Source organism: Mesorhizobium sp. M7A.F.Ca.ET.027.03.2.1 (assembly GCF_003999175.1).
Lineage (GTDB): Bacteria > Pseudomonadota > Alphaproteobacteria > Rhizobiales > Rhizobiaceae > Mesorhizobium.
Window position 1 is genome coordinate 1 of sequence record NZ_RZOM01001366.1, and the last position, 1305, is coordinate 1305.

The window sequence follows — 1305 nt, forward strand, 5'->3', positions numbered from 1 at the left end:
CTATCGCTATCGGCGGTAACAGTGAAATCCGGCGCCGTCATGGCGCCGCTTGCCGACAGCGCGAAGTCGACGCCACCGGCAACCGGCACGCCGACTGTCGGCGACAGCACGGAAACGTCGCCCAGTTTGCCCTTGATGTCGGCCTGGATGTCGGTGCCTTGCATGCTGGCCGTGCCGGCGGCGCTGAGCGTGCCGGAGGTGAATTCGATCGAATTGGCGGCGAAGGATCCCTGCGGATCGCGGGCCGCGCTGGCCGAGAATTTCACCCTAGCGCCGAGCACCGAGGCGATCTGCGGCGGAAAGGCCGTGGCCACGGCATCCGCGTTCATCTTGAGCTGCATCGACAGGTCGGCAAGCGCCACCGTCGCGGTCAGCGAAGCGTTGAGCGCGTCGGAACGCAGCGTGCCCTGGTCGATGGCAATGGCGTCCTTGCTGACCGACCCGGCCAGATCGACATCGATCTTGCCGGTGATCAGCGGCGCCAGCGTCGCCACGTCGGTGTTGAGGCCGCCCGCCTCCAGCTTGACGGTGACCGGCCCGGCGCGGTTCTGGATATCAAAACCGTCGGAATGGATCTGGGCCGCCAGGTCGTCCAGCCGCGTGCCGCCGGCGACGATGGAGACGAAGGAGGCGCCGACGTCGATGATCGGCGCCTTGCCGTCGCCGAAGGCCCGGGCGGTGGCATTGCTGATCGCCAGCGTGATCGGCTGCGCCTTGCTGCCGACGCTGATCACCACGGGCGGCCCCTTGGCGGCGAGTTCGACCGAGAGGTCGCTGGCGCCGGCAGGATCGACAATGCCGGTCGCGGTGCCGTGCACCGCATCGCTGTCGATGTTGGCGCGGTCGACACTGACGCCACCGGCCGATGTGGCGGTGCCGGCAATGTCGAAACTGGTCTTGCCGGCAAACAGCGGCTTGAGATTCTCAGGCAGGAAGCGAGCGAAATCGCCGTCGCCCTTGGCCTCGATATGATTGCCCTTGTCGGTCAGTTGGTGGCGACCCGTCAGCTGGGTGACGATCTTGCCGTCGACTGAGAACGTGCCGATGCCGTTCCAGTTGGCGAGCGGCCCGGTGCCCGAGACATCTATGTCGACCGGCGGCGTGTCGGGCAGCTTGAGCAGGTTGGCGATGATACCGCCTGCCGGCTCCGAGGCCTTCAGGTCGAGATCGAGCCTGTTGTCTGCCGGCGCAAAGTGGATCTTGGCGTCGACATTACCTTGCTTGCCGTCATGACGGGTGATGTTGAGCACCGTCTCGACCGCCAGTGGCGCGGCATCGGCCTTGACCGATCCCTTGGCCGCAAGC

General features: G+C 66.4%; 1 pseudogene. It reads right to left on the reverse strand.

The annotated features are described in order from the left end of the window. Positions 1 to 1305: pseudogene (locus tag EN750_RS34705) on the reverse strand (translocation/assembly module TamB); the annotation flags it as partial.